This is a genomic window from Streptomyces europaeiscabiei (genome assembly GCF_036346855.1).
GTDB classification, from domain to species: domain Bacteria; phylum Actinomycetota; class Actinomycetes; order Streptomycetales; family Streptomycetaceae; genus Streptomyces; species Streptomyces europaeiscabiei.
Genome location: NZ_CP107841.1, coordinates 2762619 through 2777003, shown reverse-complemented (window position 1 = coordinate 2777003; position 14385 = coordinate 2762619). Strand labels below are relative to the sequence as shown.

Annotated in this window: 11 protein-coding genes; 7 read left to right on the top strand and 4 right to left on the bottom strand. The window is 71.8% G+C overall.

Annotation, left to right across the window (positions count from 1 at the left end; all coding sequences use genetic code 11):
* The first annotated feature begins 414 nt into the window (after nucleotides 1-414).
* The 5 genes from OG858_RS12060 to OG858_RS12040 all read left to right on the top strand — a co-directional run bounded on the left by OG858_RS12060 (nucleotide 415) and on the right by OG858_RS12040 (nucleotide 5125).
* Nucleotides 415-1278, top strand: a complete 864-nt coding sequence (locus OG858_RS12060; protein ID WP_319066074.1) for a TraR/DksA family transcriptional regulator — start codon at nucleotides 415-417, stop codon at nucleotides 1276-1278.
* 81 nt (nucleotides 1279-1359) lie between these two features.
* A complete protein-coding gene (lspA, locus tag OG858_RS12055) occupies nucleotides 1360-1971 on the top strand; it encodes a signal peptidase II (protein WP_086753957.1) in 612 nt (203 codons plus the stop codon).
* 76 nt (nucleotides 1972-2047) lie between these two features.
* Nucleotides 2048-2992: an RluA family pseudouridine synthase gene (locus tag OG858_RS12050; RefSeq protein WP_086753955.1), complete on the top strand. Its 945-nt coding sequence runs from the start codon at nucleotides 2048-2050 to the stop codon at nucleotides 2990-2992.
* Entirely contained in the window at nucleotides 2989-3465 is a 477-nt protein-coding gene (locus tag OG858_RS12045) for a GNAT family N-acetyltransferase (protein ID WP_086753953.1), read from the top strand. The genes OG858_RS12050 and OG858_RS12045 overlap by 4 nt, the downstream gene beginning before the upstream one ends.
* 73 nt (nucleotides 3466-3538) lie before the next feature.
* The gene (locus tag OG858_RS12040) at nucleotides 3539-5125 is read left to right on the top strand and encodes a Na+/H+ antiporter (RefSeq protein WP_319320300.1); all 1587 of its coding nucleotides are present in this window, start codon (nucleotides 3539-3541) and stop codon (nucleotides 5123-5125) included.
* Between the two features lie 330 nt (nucleotides 5126-5455).
* Here the strand turns inward: OG858_RS12040 and OG858_RS12035 are convergent, their stop codons facing one another.
* The gene (locus OG858_RS12035; protein ID WP_086748535.1) at nucleotides 5456-6580 is read right to left on the bottom strand and encodes a mechanosensitive ion channel family protein; all 1125 of its coding nucleotides are present in this window, start codon (nucleotides 6578-6580) and stop codon (nucleotides 5456-5458) included.
* 107 nt (nucleotides 6581-6687) lie between these two features.
* Between OG858_RS12035 and OG858_RS12030 the strand changes: the two genes are divergently transcribed.
* On the top strand, nucleotides 6688-7257 hold the full coding sequence (locus tag OG858_RS12030) for a dienelactone hydrolase family protein (RefSeq protein ID WP_086748536.1): 570 nt from the start codon (nucleotides 6688-6690) through the stop codon (nucleotides 7255-7257).
* Between the two features lie 34 nt (nucleotides 7258-7291).
* On the opposite strand, the gene OG858_RS12025 is transcribed toward OG858_RS12030, so the two are convergent.
* Entirely contained in the window at nucleotides 7292-8968 is a 1677-nt protein-coding gene (locus OG858_RS12025) for an alkaline phosphatase D family protein (protein ID WP_319066069.1), read from the bottom strand.
* A gap of 246 nt (nucleotides 8969-9214) precedes the next feature.
* On the bottom strand, nucleotides 9215-12541 hold the full coding sequence (locus OG858_RS12020; RefSeq protein ID WP_328544926.1) for an AAA family ATPase: 3327 nt from the start codon (nucleotides 12539-12541) through the stop codon (nucleotides 9215-9217).
* 290 nt (nucleotides 12542-12831) lie between these two features.
* Here OG858_RS12020 and OG858_RS12015 point away from each other — a divergent pair, with 290 nt between their 5' ends.
* The gene (locus tag OG858_RS12015; RefSeq protein ID WP_086748925.1) at nucleotides 12832-13464 is read left to right on the top strand and encodes a hypothetical protein; all 633 of its coding nucleotides are present in this window, start codon (nucleotides 12832-12834) and stop codon (nucleotides 13462-13464) included.
* Nucleotides 13465-13569: 105 nt separating this feature from the next.
* On the opposite strand, the gene OG858_RS12010 is transcribed toward OG858_RS12015, so the two are convergent.
* Nucleotides 13570-14370 carry a DsbA family protein gene (locus OG858_RS12010; RefSeq protein WP_086748924.1) on the bottom strand — a complete coding sequence of 267 codons (801 nt, stop codon included), beginning with the start codon at nucleotides 14368-14370 and terminating at the stop codon, nucleotides 13570-13572.
* Nucleotides 14371-14385: the final 15 nt, after the last annotated feature.

The following is a 14385-nucleotide window of genomic DNA, read 5'->3' as shown; positions in this document are numbered from 1 at the left end:
GCGCTCGCCCCCGGGCTTCCACCGTCCCCGGGTCGCTCTGGGCTGCGTACGACGCTACTCGTCCCCATCCACGCTTCTCGCTCCGCCCAGTGTACGGCGCCGCACGGACGGCGGCCGACCGGTTTTCCGGGGGCGGTGGGAGGGGTGGGGCGGGGCTCTCGGCGGGTTCGCCGACCGGGGGTGCGGTGACCTGCGGGGTGACCCGAATGGAGCGGGTCGGGCGTCCGGATCCTGGGACGTCCGGCGGGGCGGAATACCCGGCGGGGAGCTGGGCACAACGCTTGCAGGCTCGCCGCGCGACGGTCGTGGGACGGGTGGAACGGGTGGTCTGCCCCGTTGCCGAGGGACTCGGGACGATTTATCGTCCCAGCACGATTCGCGTGCAAGATCACAATATGTGAAGGGGCCGCGGCCATGGTGGCGAAGAAGACCGCCGAACAGCAGTCGGCGTCCGGCAGATCCACGGTGGCCTCCGGCGGTGGAGGTGAGGGCGAGAAGGCCGTGGCGGTGAAGGCGGCCGGCACGAAGAGGGTGGCGAAGAAAGCGGTGGCCAAGAAGGCCGAGGCCGAGAAGACGGTCGTCAGGAAGACGGCCGTGAAGAAGACCGCGGCCAGGAGGGCGACGACGGCGTCGAAGGCCGCGGCGGCCGAGCCGGCGGTGGCGGAGAAGACCGCCGCCGGGAAGAGCGCGGTCGGGAGCACGGCCAAGAGCGCGGCGAAGAGCCCCTCTGCGAAGAAGAGCATGGTCAAGAAGGCGGGCGCGGCCGAGGCCGCCGAGACGACGGGAGCCACGACGGTGGTTGCGAAGAACACTCCTGGTACGGCTACGGCGGCGAAGAGGAAGCCCTCCGCCGTCCCCAAGGCGCGGCCGGCGGCGGTGGAGCCCGGCGAGCTCGCGGTACGCCCCGGTGAGGACCCCTGGAGCCCGGAGGAGGTCACCGAGGCCCGGACGGAGCTGCAGTCCGAGGCCATGCGGCTGAGGGCCGAGCTGGAGGCCTCCGAGCGGTCGCTCACGGGCCTGATGCGGGACTCGGGGGACGGCGCGGGCGACGACCAGGCCGACACCGGGGCGAAGAACATCACGCGCGAGCACGAGCTCTCGCTCGCCCACAACGCGCGCGAGATGCTCGACCAGACCGAGCGCGCCCTGGACCGGCTCGCCTCGGGCACGTACGGGCTCTGCGAGAACTGCGGCAATGCGATCGGAAAGGCACGGATGCAGGCATTCCCCCGGGCCACACTCTGTGTGGAGTGCAAGCAGAAGCAGGAACGCCGCTAGTGATCGCCGCCTGAGCCCCTGGTCCGTGAGGGTCGTGTCGTACCTTTGTCCTCAGTCAGGAACCTAGGTTGAGGGACTCACGTGGCAGAGGCGGAGCGCATCATCGGTACGCCGGACATTCCAGACGCGGCGGGGGCCGACCCGGAGCAGTCCGACGGCGAGAACGGAGCCGTGGCGGAGCAGGCCGACGCGGCCGCCCGGCCGCGCGGCAAGCGCCGTATCGCCGTGCTGTTCGGGGTCGCCGCGCTGGCGTACGCGCTCGACCTGGTCAGCAAGATGATCGTGGTCGCGAAGCTGGAGCACCACGAGCCGATCGAGATCATCGGGGACTGGCTCAAGTTCGAGGCGATCCGCAACGCGGGCGCGGCCTTCGGCTTCGGTGAGGCCTTCACGATCATCTTCACGGTGATCGCGACGATCGTGATCGTGGTGATCGCCCGGCTCGCCCGCAAGCTCTACAGCCTGCCCTGGGCGATCGCGCTCGGCCTGCTGCTCGGCGGTGCGCTGGGCAACCTCACCGACCGGATCTTCCGTTCACCGGGCGTCTTCGAGGGCGCGGTGGTCGACTTCATCGCCCCCAAGGGCTTCGCGGTGTTCAACCTCGCGGATTCGGCCATCGTGTGCGGCGGCATCCTGATCGTGCTGCTGTCGTTCCGGGGACTCGACCCGGACGGGACCGTCCACAAGGACTGAGAGCGGGAGGGCCGCGTCGGGCAGGTTGTCCACAGGCCCGGTCGGGCGGCTCTCACCCGTCCGGCATACTCGACGGGTGAGCACCGTTCCCGAGATCCGTACCCTGCCCGTGCCCGACGGCCTGGAGGGCGAGCGTGTCGACGCCGCCATCTCCCGCATGTTCGGCTTCTCCCGTACCAAGGCGGCCGACCTCGCCGCCGCGGGGAAGGTCATGGTCGACGGGTCGGTGGTCGGCAAGTCGGAGAGGGTGCACGGCGGGGCCTGGCTGGAGGTCGAGATGCCGCAGGCGCCCGCGCCCGTGCAGATCGTCGCCGAGCCGGTCGAGGGCATGGAGATCGTCCACGACGACGATGACGTGCTCGTGATCGTCAAGCCGGTCGGCGTGGCCGCGCACCCCAGCCCCGGCTGGTCCGGACCGACCGTCATCGGCGGTCTCGCCGCCGCCGGGTACCGGATCTCGACGTCCGGCGCCGCCGAGCGCCAGGGCATCGTGCACCGGCTCGACGTGGGCACCTCGGGCCTCATGACGGTCGCCAAGTCGGAGCGGGCGTACACGTCGCTGAAGCGCCAGTTCAAGGAGCGGACCGTCGACAAGCGGTACCACGCGCTGGTCCAGGGACACCCCGACCCCACGAGCGGCACCATCGACGCGCCCATCGGACGGCACCCCAACCACGACTACAAGTGGGCCGTCACCGCCGAGGGCAAGCCGTCGGTCACGCACTACGACCTGGTCGAGGCCTTTCGCGCAGCCTCGTTGCTCGACATCAAGCTGGAGACCGGGCGCACCCACCAGATCCGCGTCCACATGTCGGCCCACCGGCACCCGTGCGTCGGCGACCTGACGTACGGCGCCGACCCGACGCTCGCCAAGCGGCTCGGCATCACCCGCCAGTGGCTGCACGCCGTACGGCTCGGCTTCGAGCACCCCGGGGACGGGAGCTGGGTCGAGTTCGAGAGCGACTACCCCGCGGATCTGCAGAAGGCCCTCGACAAGGTGCGGGAGGAGACGTACGCGTGAGCCCCGTGCCGGTGTCCTACGTGGTGCGCGTCGCCGATGATCCCGCCGACCGTGAGGCGTGCTTCGCGGTGCGCAAGGAGGTCTTCGTCGTCGAGCAGGGGGTGCCGGAGGACCTGGAGTACGACGCGTACGACGCCGGGGCCGTGCACGTGCTCGCCGTACGGGACGACGGGACACCCCTCGGGGCCGGGCGGCTGTTGTACGGGGAGGCCGCCGCGGGCAAGACCGGTGGAACTCCCGGTGTGGGGTCCCTGGGGCGGCTCGCGGTTGTGGCGGAGGCCCGGGGGCTGGGTGTCGGGGTCGCGCTGGTGCGGGCCGTCGAGGAGGCGGCTCGGGAGCGTGGGCTGACCGCGGTGGACCTGGGGGCGCAGACCCACGCGCTGGGGTTCTACGAGCGGCTCGGATACGTGGCGCACGGGGCCGAGTTCCTGGACGCGGGGATACCTCACCGGGCGATGCGGCGGACGATTTAGCGTTCGACGGTGCGGGTGGGGCACCCTGAAGATCTGGCCGGTCTTGATCGTCTAGCACCAGCGGAGCGCCCCCATGGATCAGTTGGCCCTGTTTTTCGTGTTGCTGGTCGGGGCCGTGGTCAGTGTGCCGGTGGGGGAGCGGCTGAAGCTGCCGGCGCCGGTGCTGATGACGTTGCTGGGCATCGCGCTCGCCGTGCCGGGGTTCGTGCCCAACGTGGAGATCCCGCCGGAACTCATCCTGCCGCTGCTGTTGCCCCCGCTGTTGTACGCGGCGGTGCGGCGGACGTCCTGGCGGCAGTTCACGGCGAACCTGCGGCCGATCCTCCTGCTGGCCGTGGCACTGGTGTTCGTGACCACCGCCGCGGTGGCCGCCGTGGCGAACGCGATCGTGCCCGGACTGCCGATCGCGGCGGCGGTGGCGCTCGGCGCCCTCGTCGCGCCGCCCGACCCGGTGGCGGCGACGGCCGTGGCGGGACAGCTCGGGCTGCCGCGCCGGCTGGTGTCGATCCTGGAGGGCGAGGGCCTCTTCAACGACGTCACGGCCATCGTGCTGTACCACGTGGCCATCGCGGCCGCCGTGAGCGGGACCTTCTCGTGGCCGCGCGCCGCGCTCCAGCTCGTGCTGTCGGCGGTCGTCGCCGTCGCCGTGGGGGTCGCGCTCGGCTGGGCCGCCAACAAGCTGATGGACTTCCTCGAGGACGCGACGCTGCAGATCGGGCTGACACTGCTCGTGCCGTACGCGTCGTACGTGATGGCCGAGGAGTTGCACGGGTCCGGGGTCCTCGCGGTGCTCACGACCGCGTTGTTCCTCGCGGAGTACGCGCTCGGGGCGGACGACGTCCTGACGCGGCTCGCCGGGCACACCGTCTGGGACGTCGTGGACACGCTGGTCACCGGTGTCGCCTTCGGGCTGATCGGGCTGGAACTGCACAACGCGATCCGTACGGCGTCCGGGCGGTGGGGCGAGATGCTCGGCTGGGCGGCCGCCGTCGTGGCCGTCGTGGTGCTCGTACGGCTGGTGTGGTTGCTGCCGGCCGCGTGGCTCGCTCGGCGGTGGCACGCGAAGCGGGACTACGACGAGGAGATCCCGATGTCGTGGCGCGAGACCGTGGTGATGTGGTGGTCAGGGATGCGGGGGGTGGCGTCCGTGGCGCTGGCGCTCGCGATTCCGCTGGAGACGGAGGGTGGGGCGCCGTTCCCCGACCGGGACGAGATCGTGTTCATCGCGTTCGGGGTGATCATGGCGACGCTGGTGCTGCAGGGGCTCACGCTGCCGTGGCTGGTGCGGCGGTTGGGGGTGCGGGCCGATGAGGGGGCCGAGAAGGAGTTCGAGAAGGCGTTGGCCGTGCGGGCGGCCAAGGCGGCGAAGCGGCGGCTGAAGGAGATCGAGGAGGTGGAGGAGCTGCCGGAGGAGATGTCCGAGCGGTTGCTGCGGCGGGCCTTCGAGATCGGGGTGCGGATCAGTCCGGAGGTGGGGGAGGACGAGCGGCGGGAGGGGCATGAGCAGCGGGTGCGGCGGCTTCGGAGGATGCGGCGGATCCAGGGGGAGATGCTGAGCGCGGCTCGGCACGAGGTGTTGGCTGCGCGGAGTGAGCCGGGGGCGAATCCCGAGGTGGTGGATCGGGTGTTGCGGCACTTGGATGTGCGTAGTCTGCGGTGAGGTGCGGGTGGGTGGGGGTGCTCGCCGTGGGGTCTCCCACCCGCGCACCGCCCGTTACTCCTTGGCAGCCAAGTGCGGGTCTCCTGCGGGGGTTGATCACCGTTGGCGGCTGTGAAGGTGTTCGCGATCGGAGGCGGAGCTGTATGCGTACGCGTGGGGGCGGAGCTGCATGCGTACCCGTTCGTTCGGTACGGCGCGGGAGTTCGGGCCGCGTGGGATCACGGTGAAGGGTGTGGCGCCGCCCGGTGATGTGGAGGGCCGCTGCGGGAGCCGGGTGCGGGCTCAGGCCCGGGGGCCGGGCCCGGGCCCGGCCCCCGGGCCTTGCCGGGTTCATCCCCTGCCCGCGGACCTCGGTGGCTCGTGGACGCGGCCTCGCGTGATGCGGGGTGACAGGCCGTCCGTGTGGCCGTTGGGATGGTTCGGGGGGAGGACCGCGTCGGCGGTGTTGACGCGGGGAAGGGCGTACGGGTGGCTCTCGGTGAGCCAGTGGATGAGCTGTTCGCGGACGGTGACGCGGACGGTCCACAGGTCGTCCGGGTCCTTGGCGGTGACGAGGGCGCGGACCTCCATGGCGGAGGGGGTCGAGTCGGTGACGGTCAGGTCGTAGTGGCGGCCGTCCCAGGCGGGGCAGGAACGGAGGATGTCGCGGAGCCGGTCGCGCATCGCGGGCAGCGGTGCGGCGTGGTCGACATGGAGGAAGACCGTGCCGGTCATCTGGGCGCCGCCGCGGGACCAGTTCTCGAAGGGCTTCGAGGTGAAGTACGAGACCGGCATCGTGATGCGGCGCTCGTCCCAGGTGCGGACCGTCAGGAAGGTGAGGGTGATCTCGTCGACCGTGCCCCACTCGCCCTCCACCACGACCACGTCACCGAGGCGGACCATGTCGCCGAAGGCGATCTGCAGCCCGGCGAAGAGGTTGCTCAGCGTGGACTGCGCGGCGATACCGGCGACGATGCCCAGCACCCCGGCCGAGGCCAGCAGTGAGGCGCCGGCCGCGCGCATCGCCGGGAAGGTCAGCAGCATCGAGGCCACGGCCACCACACCGACGATCGCCGAGACGACCCGCATGATCAACGTCACCTGCGTCCGCACCCGGCGCACCCGGGCCGGATCGCGGTGGGCGCGGGCGTAACGGCTGTACGTCGTCTCCACGACCGCCGCCACGATCTGGATCACCAGCCAGGCCGTCGCACCGATCAGCACCAGCGTCAGGGTGCGCCCGATGCCGGTCCGGTGCTGTTCCAGCAGCTGCGCCTCGTCGTACGAGGCTCTGAGGAAGGCAGCGCACAGGACCAGCTGATAGGGGATGCGACCGCGGCGCAGCAGGCCCCACAGAGGTGTCTCGTGGTGCCGCTGGTCCGCCTTGCGCAGCAGCAGGTCGGTCGTCCAGCCGATGAGCAGCGTGAGGACGACCGAGCCACCGATGACGATCAATGGGCGGAGTAGATTCTCCATGCCTTCGAACGTAACCGGCCGCGTGGGGTCATGAACATGTGACTTCCGCCGCCCTCGGGGTACGGGCGCCGGAGATCGCTGTCGGACCCGGCTGGCACCATGGCCTCATGAACATCATGCTCTTCCACTCGACCTACGGTCCGAGGCCCGCCGTGCGCGAGGCCGCGGACCGGCTGCGCGCCGCCGGACACGAGGTGTGGACCCCCGACCTCTTCGACGGGCGGACATTCGACACGGTCGAGGACGGCATGGCCTTCAACAAGGAGCTGGGCAGGGAGGAGCTTCTCAAGCGGGCGGTCCTGGCCGCCGCGCCCTACTCGGGGCGGGGACTCGTCTACGCCGGGTTCTCCCTGGGCGCCGCGACCGCACAGACCCTGGCCCTGGGCGACAAGAACGCGCGCGGGCTGCTGCTTCTGCACGGCACGTCGGACATCGCCGCCACCGCGTCCGTGGACGACCTGCCCGTCCAGCTGCACATCGCCGAGCCGGACCCCTTCGAGCCGGACGACTGGCTGAGCGCCTGGTACCTCCAGATGCGCAAGGCCGGCGCCGACGTCGAGGTCTACAGATACGCCGGTGCCGGCCACCTCTACACCGACCCCGGGCTGCCGGACTACGACGAGGAGGCCGCCGAGGCCACCTGGCGGGTGGCGCTCGGCTTCCTCGACTCGCTCTGACCTCCGGCGGCCCGCACGACCCGTATCGAGGCCCCTACACGGGGTCGTACGTCCGCTCCACCTTCTGCGTCCCGCTCCGAGTCCGGTACGAACGCGCCCAGGACGACGTCGCGTCGGCCCTGGTGCGGTCGGAGAGGACGTAGAAGTCCATCTGGGCCCGCGCGGCGGTGATGTCCAGAACGCCGTAGCCGTGCCGGTCGGTGTCGACCCAGTGGACGTGCCGGTTGGCGGCGCGGATCAGCGGGGAGGCCAGCGCGGTGACGGTGCCTTCGGGGACCTTGACGAGGTCGTCGAGGTTGTCGGAGGTGACGGACGTGACGACGAACTCGGTGGCGGCGGAGGCCGACAGCGGGTACGTGCCGGCGTTGACCGGTACGTCGTTGGCCCACGCCATGTGGATGTCGCCGGTGAGGAAGACCGTGTTGCGGATCGCGTTCTGCCGCAGGTGGGCGAGGAGTTCGCGGCGGTCGTCGGTGTAGCCGTCCCACTGGTCGGGGTTGAGGGCGAGGCCCTCCTTCGGCAGGCCCAGCAGCTCGGCGAGAGGTTCGAAGAGGTCGGCCGTGAGGTTGCCGAGGGCGAACGGGGCGATCATCACCGAGTTGCCGACCAGGCGCCAGGTCGTGTCGGAGGACTTCAGTCCGGCCTTCAGCCAGTCGAGCTGGGCCCGGCCGGTCAACGTACGGTCCGGGTCGTCGACCTCGCCGTCGCCGATGCCCACCTGTTGCGAGCGGAAGGACCGCAGGTCAAGGAGCGACAGGTCGACGAGCTTGCCGAAGCGCAGCCGGCGGTAGGTCGTGCCCGCGATCGCCGGGCGCACCGGCATCCACTCGAAGTACGCCTGCTTGGCCGCCGACCGGCGATCCGCCCAGGTGCCCTCCGTGCCCGCGGTGTGGTTCTCGGCGCCACCCGACCACGCGTCGTTGGCGATCTCGTGGTCGTCCCAGATGGCGACGACCGGCGCGACGGCGTGCAGGGCCTGCAGGTCCGGGTCGGTCTTGTAACGGGCGTGCCGGGCGCGGTAGTCGGCGAGGGAGACGATCTCGTGGGTCGGTGTGTGCGGCCGTACGACCTTGTCGCGGGTGCCGTACTCGCCGGTACCGTACTCGTAGATGTAGTCGCCGAGGTGCAGCCAGGCGTCCAGGTCGCCGCGCGCGGCCAGATGGCGGTAGGCGGAGAAGTGGCCGCCCTCCCAGTTGGCGCAGGAGACCACGCCGAAGCGCAGGCCGGTGGTGGCGGCGTCGGCGGCCGGGGCGGTGCGGGTGCGGGCGGCGGGTGAGTCGGTGCCGCCGGCCGAGAAGCGGAACCAGTAGTTCGTGGCGGGCGCGAGGCCGCGCACGTCCGCCTTGACGGTGTGGTCGGAGGCGGCGGTCGCGGTCGTGGAGCCCTTGGCGACGATGTTGGTGAAGGCCTTGTCCAGGGCGACGGTCCAGCCGACCTCGACGTCGGGACCGAGTCCGGAGCCGGGTATCGCGGCGGCGGTGGGTGTCACCCGGGTCCACAGCAGGACTCCGTCGGGCAGCGGGTCGCCGGAGGCGACGCCGTGCAGGAAGGCGGGGGCCTCGGCCGCGTGCGCAGGGATCACGGCGGCCAGCGGCGCCGCGAGAACGGCCCCGACCGTGGCCACCTTGACGACCGTACGGCGGCTCGGGGCGGACGAACCCGCGGGCTGGATGGGGGAGTCGGGGCTGGGGTGAGATCTGCGACTGGTCACGGCCGATGAGATTACTGATCGGTAGGGTCGGAGGTAAGGCGGCAGCCCGCAATCCGCTCAATGTTCAGGCGGCTGTGGGGTGTTCGTCGGTCCGCGGAGCTGTGGCGGCCGGCCTCCGTCACCCTTGCCCTTGCCCTTGCCCTTGCCCCTGCCCCTGTCTCTGTTCCTGTTTCTGTCTCTGCGACGTTCGGCGGAGGCCGCGACGCGGGCTGATGTGCCGTCGGTCTTCTCGCGGCGGCCCGTCGCTCACTGTTCGTCGGCGTACCGCTTGGCCAGGGCGATCAGGGCGGCGCGGTCGGCGCGGCCGGTGCGGTCGCGGAGGCTGGCGAGGTGCTTCTCGACGGTGCGGGGGGACAGGAAGAGGTGCTCGGCGATCTCCTGGTTGCCGAGTCGGGCGCCGAGCAGGCGCAGGACCTCGTACTCCCGGGCGGTCACCCCCGCGCGCCGCAGTTCCTGCGGGATGGCGTCGTGGCCCTGGCGACGCCGCGGCACGGGGGAGCCGGCGTCGCGCAGCAGGGCCCGGCACGCGGCCGACACGCGGGTCGTGCCCCGGTCGTGGAAGAACTGCTCGGCGGCGCGCAGCCATTCGACGGGCCGGCCCCAGCCGTCGGCGAGTGCGGCCTGGGCACCCAGGCGCAGACAGAGATGGGCGGCCAAGGGGATGCCGTCGGTGCCGGCCAGGGCTTCCTCCGCCGCCTTGGTGGCCTCGGCCGCCCGGCCCTCGCGGCCCAGCAGCACGGCCCGGGACCAGCCGGCGAAGGGACGGTCCCAGTGGACCTGGGAAAGCCGTTCGGTGCCCGGGCCGTCCAGTTCGGCCCAGTCGGTCGCGCCGCGCAGGGTGCGCAGCAGGAGGTACGGGCCGAGGAAACCGGTGACACCGCCGGTGCTGGGCAGTGCCCGCATGACGCCGTCCGCCTCGGTGAACTCGGCCAGCGCGCGGTCGGTTTCCTCCCGCAGCAGGGAGCAGATGCCCTGGGCCCAGCCCCACACGGAGGTGTCGGCGTAGCCCCAGAGCGCCCCGGCGCTCCGGCCCGCGAGCGCGCGCTCCAGGGTGCGCAGGGTGGCGTCCAGCTTCTCGCGCTCCCCGAGCGAGGCGGCGATGATGCCGTCCACGCCGGCGCCGATCAGCTCCACCTCGCGCAGCCGCAGTCTGCGGGCCGTCGCCTGGAGCCGACGCGCGGACCGCGTCGCCCGGTCCTGTTCGTCGCGCAGGATGTGCGCCAGGGTCAGATGCATGTCGGCCCAGGCCGTCATGAGCACCGCGCCGGTCTCCTCGGCGGCCCCGCGTGCGGCGAGCAGCCGGTCGGTGCCGGTGAACCGGACACGGTCGAGCACACCCAGTTCCAGCATGCCGCGGATCCGCCACACCGGCAGAGCGTGGGCCTCGGCGGTGGCGACCAGCCGTGCGAACGCGTCCTCCGCCTCGCCCAGGTCCCGGGGCCGCAGGCAGTAGCCGAGCATGTTCAGCGCCTTGCACGCCACCTCCGGCAGCCCCACCTCCTCGGCGGTCGCGACGGCGCCCTCGGCGAGCACCCGTGCGCTCTCCAGCCGGTCCGGGCGCTGCGAGTTGAGCACCAGGTGAGCGGCGACCGCGTCCAGGGCGGCGCGGGACGCAGGGTCGGGAGTGTCGCCGAGCAGGTCCCTCGCCTGCCGTACGGCGGTCAGGCCCGCCTCCCACTGCTGGGCGGTCGCCGCGGCCCGCGCGCGTGTCAGAAAGCCCGCTGCCCGCCGGGTGGACGGCGCGCCCCACACCGTCAGGACACGGTCCAGCCGATCCCCGAGTTCGGGGACGCGCCGTACGTCACCGGTGAGGACCAGCGTGTTGAGCAGTTCCTCCAGCAGCCCGGCCACGGCCTCGGGCGGCGCGTCCGGCGTGTCGCCAATCAACTCCAGTCCGCGGTCCAGGAGTTCCACGGCGGTCAGCAACGCGCCCCGCGCGACCGCCTGTTTGCCGGCCCGCGTGAGCAGCACGGCCGCCCGCGCCGGCCTGCCGCCGGTCACGCACAGCTCCGCGGCGAGGCGGTACAGGTCGTCGCCGGCGTTTCCGCCGAGCGGCTGGTGGGGGTCGCGTGGCACGGCGGGTGGGGTGAGGGGGCGGGAGGTGCCGGTTTCGGCGGGCGCGGCGATCGCGAGGGAGGCGTTGGGCTCCGTGTACGGGGGCACGGGAAGGTCGGCGGGCTCGGCGCCACGGGCGTTCCGGACGGTCGGCGTGTCGAGGCCCGCCGCGCTTGGCGCACCCGGGCGTGTCGGGCTGTCCCCGCCGATGTTCCCCCTTTCACGGCTCGCCTCACGGCTCGCCTCACGGCTCGCCTCACGGCTCGCCTCACGGCTCGCCTCACGGCTCGCCTCCTCATGACTCGTCCCCGCAGGGCTCACCCCTCTCGCCGCCTCGATCGCGTCCGCCGCGGCCAGGCAGAGGGCTGCGCGTTCGGGCGGGAGCAGCCGTCGGGTGATGGCGTCGGCGGTCAGGGCGTGGCGGAAGGTGTGCCAGCCGGGGTCCGACGGGGTGGTGGCGCCGGAGACGAGGTGGGCGTGGGCCGCGTGGCGGAGCTGGATGAGGGCGGTGGCGTGGTCCAGGCCCGCGGCGCGGGCGGCGATGTCCACGGGGAAGCGTCTGCCGAGGACCGCCGCCGCCTCCAGGAGGGCGATGCCGGGCGGCGGCAGCTGGTCCACGCGCTGGAGGACGGCGGCGGCGACGGTGTCGGGGACACCGGGGTCGAGCGAACCGGCCACCGTCCAGCGACAGTCCCCGTCCCTGACGAGACCGCCGCCGTCGACCATGGCACGCAGCAGCTCCTCCACCACGAAGGGAACGCCCTCGGAGACGGTGTGCAGCCGGTCCAGCACCGCCGCCGGGACGTCCTCGGCGGTGTCGTGGCCCAGACACCGGGCGGCCAGCTCGGCGGTGCCGGCCGCTCCGAGGCGTGCGAGGCGGACCGTACGGGCCGTACGACGGGAGGTGGCGGCCTCGGCGAGGTCGAGCGCCGGGCCGGCTTCACCGCGCAGGGTGGCCAGCAGGACGGTCCGCTGACCGGAGAGGTTGTCCGTCAGGTAGTCGACGATGGCGAGCGTGTCGGCGTCCGCGTCGTGCAGGTCCTCCAGCACCAGGACGCACCCCCCGTCCCGGCCGAGGACGTGCAGGAGCCGCAGCACCGCCTCGGCGTACCCGACGAGCGGTGCGCCGTCCTGCGGTGCCAGACCGCACAGCCGGGACAGCAGCGGCTCGTAGAGGCCCAGGTCTCCGTCCGAGGGCGGCCCGTCGCCCCGTAACCCCGAGAACACCGCCTCCGCCAGCGGACGCAACGGCACCGCGCGCCCGGCGGCCGCGGCCCGGCCGCGCAGTACCCGTGACCCGGCGCCGACGGCGGCGGACGCGGTTTCCTCGACGAGCCGGGACTTGCCGATACCGGGTTCGCCCAGCACGAACACCGACGAGCCCCGCCCGTCCCGGGCCGCCCGGACGGCGGTGGCCAGCAGGTCCCGCTCCGCCTCTCTGCCGATCAGAGCGGGCGACGACAGCGACGAGAACGAAGAGAACGTTGGTGACGATGAGAACGTCGAGGAAGACGGCATCAAAGAGAACGACGACAACTCCAGGCCCCCTGCGCCCTGTCGGGATGGTCGTGGCAACCCCCGTACGCCCCGTACGACACCCCCGCCGGGCACCCCTCGAATGCACCTTCGAGGCGCGTACAGGGTAGCCCCCGTTCCACAGGGGTCGCACAACTACATGGGGGATCTTCCCCGATACCCGGGGGCCCGGCGTCCGGCACGCTTCTGTTTCGGCAGGGCAGGGGGGACAGGGCATGGCCCGGGGGAACATGCCCTGCCTGCTTCTTTTTCTTTCGGCAGGGAGGTCGTCAATGCAGCGTGCCCGGATATGGGTCGCCGCCGGAGTGCTGGGCGTGGTCCTGTGCGGGTGTTCGTCACCCGCCGGAACCACCGGGGGCGGGAGCGGCGGCGGGTCGTCGTCGGCCGGTGCCGCCGCCGACGAACCGGAGGTGCCGCTGACCACCCAGGACCTGGAGCGGGTCTGCACGGACGGGCTCGGCTTCGAGGGGCTGCCGGCCTACGACCGTACGAAGAAGACCGTGCACCCGGCGCAGCTCATGAACAGCACCGGCGACGGCTGGACGAGCAGTGTGCCCGTCGACGGCGACTTCCCCAAGGGCTGGTTCCTCGATTACGAGGACAAGCCGGAGCAGGCGGAACTGGTCGTCTGCCTGGAGCGCACCAAGGCCACCGCGACCGGCAAGGTCTGCGACATGGAGGCCGACGGCAAGCCGCTGAAGATCCGGACGTACAACACCTCGTACCGGCTGCGGGTCCTCGACGCGCGCACCGGCAAGGAGCAGTACGAGCACACGGGCAAGGCCGAGTCCGACGAGTGCCCGGTCTACATCTTCACCTCGGACGACGAGGACGCCGACAAGTACTACAACGAGGTCCGGCCCGAGGACTACCGCAAGCGCGTCAAGCCGTACATCGCGCCGTAGTCTCCGCTGTCATCGTTCGGGCGGGTGCCCCGGGAGAACGTCCCGGGGCACCCGCCCGCTTGCGCGGACCCGTTCGCGCGGACCCGCCGGCGCGGCGTGCGCCGGCTACTTGGTGACGCCCGCGTCCTTGAGCGACTTCTCCCAGTCCTCGACCGTGGACGGGTTGGCGATCTTCTTGTCGTTGATCTTGATGGTCGGGGTCGACTTGACACCGTCGGCGTCGGTGAAGGACTTGCTCATCCTCATCGCCCAGGCGTCGTAGGTGCCCTTCTCGACGGCGTCCTGGAACTTCTTGTTGTTCTTCAGCGCGTCGACCGTGTTCGCCACCTTGATCAGATAGCTGTCCTTGGCGAACTCGTCGGTCGACTCCTCCGGGTGGTACTTCGTCGAGTACAGCGCGGCCTTGTAGTCGAGGAAGGCCTCGGGGCCGACGTTCAGCGCGGCCCCGAGCGCGCTCAGCGCGTTCTTCGAGCCCTCGCCGGTGAGGTTGCCGTCGAGGAAGGTGCCGATCGTGAAGGAGAGCTTGTAGTCGCCGTCGTCCATGCCCTTGTTGACGGTCTCGCCGACGGTCTGCTCGAAGCTGGCGCAGGCCGGGCAGCGCGGGTCCTCGTACAGGTGGACCACGTTGTCGGACTTGGAGTCGCCGATCAGCACGGTGGTGCCGTTCTTGCCCGAGGTATTGGCCGGGGCGACCACCGTGGCCTCGGCGGCCGCCTCCCACTTGGTGGGCTTGTTGTTCTGGACGACGGCGTAGCCGATGCCGCCGGCTATCGCGAGGACCGCGACGATCGAGCCCGCCACGATCGCCTGCCGCCTGACCTTCGCGCGCTTGGCCTGACGCTCGCGCTCCAGGCGCAGCCGCTCACGGGCCGCCGACTTCGCCGCGCTGCTGTTCCGCTTGCTCATGTGGGTGAACTCCCT

Bases quoted from the DNA above. Each gene is read 5' to 3' on its own strand.
- OG858_RS12060 (WP_319066074.1), top strand. From the start codon at position 415: ATGGTGGCGAAGAAGACCGCCGAACAGCAGTCGGCGTCCGGCAGATCC.
- OG858_RS12040 (WP_319320300.1), top strand. From the start codon at position 3,539: ATGGATCAGTTGGCCCTGTTTTTCGTGTTGCTGGTCGGGGCCGTGGTC.
- OG858_RS12035 (WP_086748535.1), bottom strand. From the start codon at position 6,580: ATGGAGAATCTACTCCGCCCATTGATCGTCATCGGTGGCTCGGTCGTC.
- OG858_RS12030 (WP_086748536.1), top strand. From the start codon at position 6,688: ATGAACATCATGCTCTTCCACTCGACCTACGGTCCGAGGCCCGCCGTG.
- OG858_RS12020 (WP_328544926.1), bottom strand. From the start codon at position 12,541: ATGCCGTCTTCCTCGACGTTCTCATCGTCACCAACGTTCTCTTCGTTC.
- OG858_RS12015 (WP_086748925.1), top strand. From the start codon at position 12,832: ATGCAGCGTGCCCGGATATGGGTCGCCGCCGGAGTGCTGGGCGTGGTC.
- OG858_RS12010 (WP_086748924.1), bottom strand. From the start codon at position 14,370: ATGAGCAAGCGGAACAGCAGCGCGGCGAAGTCGGCGGCCCGTGAGCGG.